Annotated in this window: 2 tRNA genes and 3 rRNA genes; all 5 read right to left on the reverse strand. The window is 48.4% G+C overall.

Features of this window, described 5'->3' with window-relative positions:
- Window positions 1-20 precede the first annotated feature (20 nt).
- The 5 genes from rrf to AC2FA3_RS14810 all read right to left on the reverse strand — a co-directional run bounded on the left by rrf (window position 21) and on the right by AC2FA3_RS14810 (window position 5,320).
- A 5S ribosomal RNA gene (gene rrf, locus AC2FA3_RS14790) occupies window positions 21-135 on the reverse strand.
- A gap of 186 nt (window positions 136-321) precedes the next feature.
- Window positions 322-3,184, reverse strand: a 23S ribosomal RNA gene (locus AC2FA3_RS14795).
- Window positions 3,185-3,544: 360 nt separating this feature from the next.
- A tRNA-Ala gene (locus AC2FA3_RS14800) sits at window positions 3,545-3,620 on the reverse strand.
- 8 nt (window positions 3,621-3,628) lie between these two features.
- Window positions 3,629-3,705, reverse strand: a tRNA-Ile gene (locus AC2FA3_RS14805).
- A 76-nt stretch (window positions 3,706-3,781) separates the two neighbouring features.
- Window positions 3,782-5,320 (reverse strand): 16S ribosomal RNA (locus tag AC2FA3_RS14810).
- Together the 16S, 23S and 5S rRNA genes with 2 tRNA genes alongside form the textbook arrangement of a ribosomal RNA operon.
- Window positions 5,321-5,558: the final 238 nt, after the last annotated feature.

Here is a 5,558-nt window from a genome sequence, read left to right on the forward strand (position 1 = left end):
GGGGGTTTTCAGGAATAGAGAGCTGACGATGACCTACTCTCACATGGCCGGAGCCACACTACCATTGGCGCGATGATGTTTCACTTCTGAGTTCGGGAAGGGATCAGGTGGTGCCATCATGCTATTGTCGTCAGCAAAGGGGGTTAGATATGAGTCTGTTATTGTTATTTTGACTGCAATATTATTTGTAGTCTCATCAACATAAACCTAACTGAATCAAGGTTTAAGGTGATATCGAAATATTCTTTCTTTTATTCTATAAGCTTTCACTTATACAAGATAGATTAATTAGAGCTTTCATACAAACCACTTGGGTGTTGTATGGTCAAGCCAAACGAGCAATTAGTACAGGTTAGCTACATGCATCGCTGCACTTCCACACCCTGCCTATCAACGTCGTAGTCTTCAACGGCTCTTTAGGGAAATCTAATCTTGAGGTGGGCTTCCCGCTTAGATGCTTTCAGCGGTTATCCCATCCGAACGTAGCTACCGGGCAATGCCACTGGCGTGACAACCCGAACACCAGAGGTTCGTCCACTCTGGTCCTCTCGTACTAGGAGCAGATCCTCTCAAATTTCCAACGCCCACGGTAGATAGGGACCGAACTGTCTCACGACGTTCTAAACCCAGCTCGCGTACCTCTTTAAATGGCGAACAGCCATACCCTTAGGACCTGCTTCAGCCCTAGGATGAGATGAGCCGACATCGAGGTGCCAAACACCGCCGTCGATATGAACTCTTGGGCGGTATCAGCCTGTTATCCCCAGAGTACCTTTTATCCGTTGAGCGATGGCCCTTCCATACAGAACCACCGGATCACTAAGACCTACTTTCGTACCTGCTCGACTTGTGGGTCTCGCAGTTAAGCGCGCTTTTGCCTTTATACTCTACGACCGATTTCCGACCGGTCTGAGCGCACCTTCGTACTCCTCCGTTACTCTTTAGGAGGAGACCGCCCCAGTCAAACTACCCACCATACATTGTCCTCGGTATTGTTATACCTGAGTTAGAACCCCGACATGACCAGGGTGGTATTTCAAGATTGGCTCCACAAACACTAGCGTGTCTGCTTCAAAGCCTCCCACCTATCCTGCACAAGTCAGGTCAAAGTTCAATGTAAAGCTGTAGTAAAGGTTCACGGGGTCTTTCCGTCTAGCCGCGGGTACACAGCATCTTCACTGCGATTTCGATTTCACTGAGTCTCTGCTGGAGACAGCGCTGCCATCATTATGTCATTCGTGCAGGTCGGAACTTACCCGACAAGGAATTTCGCTACCTTAGGACCGTTATAGTTACGGCCGCCGTTTACTGGGGCTTCGATCAAGAGCTTCGCTTACGCTAACCCCATCAATTAACCTTCCAGCACCGGGCAGACATCACACCCTATACGTCCACTTTCGTGTTTGCAGAGTGCTGTGTTTTTAATAAACAGTTGCAGCAGCCTGGTATCTGCGACTGCCAACAGCTCAAGGAGCAAGTCCTATCACCATCGGCAGCGTACCTTCTCCCGAAGTTACGGTACCATTTTGCCTAGTTCCTTCAGCAGAGTTCTCTCAAGCGCCTTGGTATTCTCTACCTGATCACCTGTGTCGGTTTAGGGTACGATTCGTTTATAACTATTGCTTAGAAGCTTTTCCTGGAAGCATGGTATTTGCCACTTCGCTGTACAAGTACAGCTTGCTATCAGATCTCAGCCGTATTACAGTCCGGATTTGCCTAAACTGTAAGCCTACATCCTTTCACCTGGACAACCAACGCCAGGCTGACATAACCTACTCCGTCCCTCCATCGCATTATAAACAAGTATTGGAATATTAACCAATTTCCCATCGACTACGCCTTTCGGCCTCGCCTTAGGGGTCGACTCACCCAGCCCCGATTAACGTTGGACTGGAACCCTTGATCTTCCGGCGTGCGAGCTTTTCACTCGCATTATCGTTACTCACGTCAGCATTCGCTCTTGTGATACCTCCAGCATGCCTTACGACACACCTTCACAGGCTTACACAACGCTCCCCTACCACTTGAAAACAAATTCAAATCCGCAGCTTCGGCTCCTAGTTTGAGCCCCGTTACATCTTCCGCGCGGGCCGACTCGACTAGTGAGCTATTACGCTTTCTTTAAAGGATGGCTGCTTCTAAGCCAACCTCCTAGCTGTCTATGCCTTCCCACCTCGTTTCCCACTTAACTAGGAATTTGGGGCCTTAGCTGGCGGTCTGGGTTGTTTCCCTCTCCACAATGGACGTTAGCACCCACTGTGTGTCTCCCGGATATCACTCATCGGTATTCGGAGTTTGCATCGGTTTGGTAAGTCGGTATGACCCCCTAGCCGAAACAGTGCTCTACCCCCAATGGTGTTCGTCCGAGGCGCTACCTAAATAGCTTTCGGGGAGAACCAGCTATCACCGAGTTTGATTAGCCTTTCACCCCTATCCACAAGTCATCCCCTGGCTTTTCAACGACAGTGGGTTCGGTCCTCCGGTGCCTGTTACGGCACTTTCAACCTGCTCATGGATAGATCACTCGGTTTCGGGTCTATGCCCTGCAACTAATTCGCCCTATTAAGACTCGGTTTCCCTACGGCTCCCCTAAACGGTTAACCTTGCTACAGAACATAAGTCGCTGACCCATTATACAAAAGGTACGCAGTCACCCCAATAAATTGAGGCTCCTACTGCTTGTACGCACACGGTTTCAGGTTCTATTTCACTCCCCTCACAGGGGTTCTTTTCGCCTTTCCCTCACGGTACTGGTTCACTATCGGTCAGTCAGGAGTATTTAGCCTTGGAGGATGGTCCCCCCATCTTCAAACAGGATTTCTCGTGCCCCGCTCTACTTAATATGTTAACTCTAATGTTTCGAATACAGGACTATCACCTACTACGGTCAGCTTTCCCACGCTGTTCTTCTACATTAGAATTAATCGGCTTCTCCCCGTTCGCTCGCCGCTACTAGGGGAATCTCATTTGATGTCTATTCCTAAGGGTACTGAGATGTTTCACTTCCCCTCGTTCGCTTCTTGTACAAGTACAAGATACCTACCTTATGGTAGGTGGGTTTCCCCATTCAGAAATCTCCGGATCACAGGATATTGCCGCCTCCCCGAAGCTTATCGCAGGCTGTCACGTCTTTCATCGCCTCTGACTGCCAAGGCATCCACCATGTGCGCTTCATTACTTGACCATACAACCCCAAGTAGTCTTAACTTATAAATAAGCTTTGACTTCAAAGTGTCATAAAGTCTAATTATGATAACGATATCACCTATGTTTATACGCTTGATTCAGTTCTCTTTATTTTTTTAGTAATCAACCCCTGGGATAACAACTGATGTCGTTAAGAGGTCGATTACTAAGGTTAAGAAGTGCGCGTGAACACGCTCTTCCTAACCCAGACTCATATCTATGTTTTTAAATAGTTCTTATGCTCTCGTCGAGTCATAAGTTCTGTATAAAACAGAAGTAAATAATCAATAACGATCACTTAATTCTGTTGAATACCTATTATATTTATTGGCATCTAAAGCTTACTTGGCGTTTATAGTGGTGGAGCCAAACGGAGTCGAACCGTTGACCTCCTGCGTGCAAGGCAGGCGCTCTACCAACTGAGCTATGGCCCCATGTAAAATGGTGGGTCTAAGTGGACTTGAACCACTGACCCCCGCGTTATCAACACGGTGCTCTAACCAGCTGAGCTACAGACCCAATTACGCTTGTTATAAACGTAAGCTTAAACTAAAGAACAACTTGTTGTGAATTCTTGCTGACCGAATGCCATCTATAAGGAGGTGATCCAGCCGCAGGTTCCCCTACGGCTACCTTGTTACGACTTCACCCCAGTCATCAACCACACCGTGGTGAACGCCTTCCCGAGGGTTAGGCTATCCACTTCTGGTGCAATCAACTCCCATGGTGTGACGGGCGGTGTGTACAAGGCCCGGGAACGTATTCACCGCGGCATTCTGATCCGCGATTACTAGCGATTCCTACTTCATGGAGTCGAGTTGCAGACTCCAATCTGGACTACGATAGGCTTTTTGAGATTCGCATCACATCGCTGTGTAGCTGCCCTCTGTACCTACCATTGTAGCACGTGTGTAGCCCTGGTCGTAAGGGCCATGATGACTTGACGTCGTCCCCGCCTTCCTCCAGTTTGTCACTGGCAGTATCCTTAGAGTTCCCGGCTTAACCCGCTGGTAACTAAGGACAAGGGTTGCGCTCGTTGCGGGACTTAACCCAACATCTCACGACACGAGCTGACGACAGCCATGCAGCACCTGTATTCTAATTCCCGAAGGCACTCCCGCATCTCTGCAGGATTCTAGATATGTCAAGACCAGGTAAGGTTCTTCGCGTTGCATCGAATTAAACCACATGCTCCACCGCTTGTGCGGGCCCCCGTCAATTCATTTGAGTTTTAACCTTGCGGCCGTACTCCCCAGGCGGTCTACTTATTGCGTTAGCTGCGTCACTAAGTCCTCAAGGGACCCAACGACTAGTAGACATCGTTTACGGCGTGGACTACCAGGGTATCTAATCCTGTTTGCTACCCACGCTTTCGAGCCTCAGTGTCAGTATTATGCCAGAAGGCTGCCTTCGCCATCGGTATTCCTCCAGATCTCTACGCATTTCACCGCTACACCTGGAATTCTACCTTCCTCTCACATACTCTAGCTCAACAGTATCAGATGCAGTTCCCAGGTTGAGCCCGGGGATTTCACATCTGACTTATCGAGCCACCTACGCTCCCTTTACGCCCAGTAATTCCGATTAACGCTTGCACCCTCTGTATTACCGCGGCTGCTGGCACAGAGTTAGCCGGTGCTTATTCTGCAGCTAATGTCATCGTCCGTGGGTATTAACCACGGAGTCTTCTTCACTGCTTAAAGTGCTTTACAACCAAAAGGCCTTCTTCACACACGCGGCATGGCTGGATCAGGGTTGCCCCCATTGTCCAATATTCCCCACTGCTGCCTCCCGTAGGAGTCCGGGCCGTGTCTCAGTCCCGGTGTGGCTGATCATCCTCTCAGACCAGCTACAGATCGTCGCCATGGTAGGCCTTTACCCCACCATCTAGCTAATCCGACTTAGGCTCATCTAATAGCGAGAGCAGTAAACTGCCCCCTTTCTCCCGTAGGTCGTATGCGGTATTAATACGAGTTTCCCCGTGCTATCCCCCACTACTAGGTAGATTCCTAAGTATTACTCACCCGTCCGCCGCTCGACGCCTGATAGCAAGCTATCATCGTTTCCGCTCGACTTGCATGTGTTAAGCCTGCCGCCAGCGTTCAATCTGAGCCATGATCAAACTCTTCAGTTTAATCTTGCTATGAAGCTCTTTAAAGAAGCTTCTAAACTTGGCTCATCTAATCTGGCAAAATCGCTAAAAATTATGTTCGTAATGAATTAACTTTGAGTTTTTTTACTGTCTTAAATGATAATTTTTATAGTTAGAATGACTCCCGAAAAGGAAGTAAAACCAACTTTATTTTTTAGCATTCTGAATCAGCAAAAATCCACACAAGTTGTTCTTTAGTTATGCTTTTAAATAGTGTCAA

This window comes from Janibacter sp. CoH_79_TC_3 (assembly GCF_058197955.1).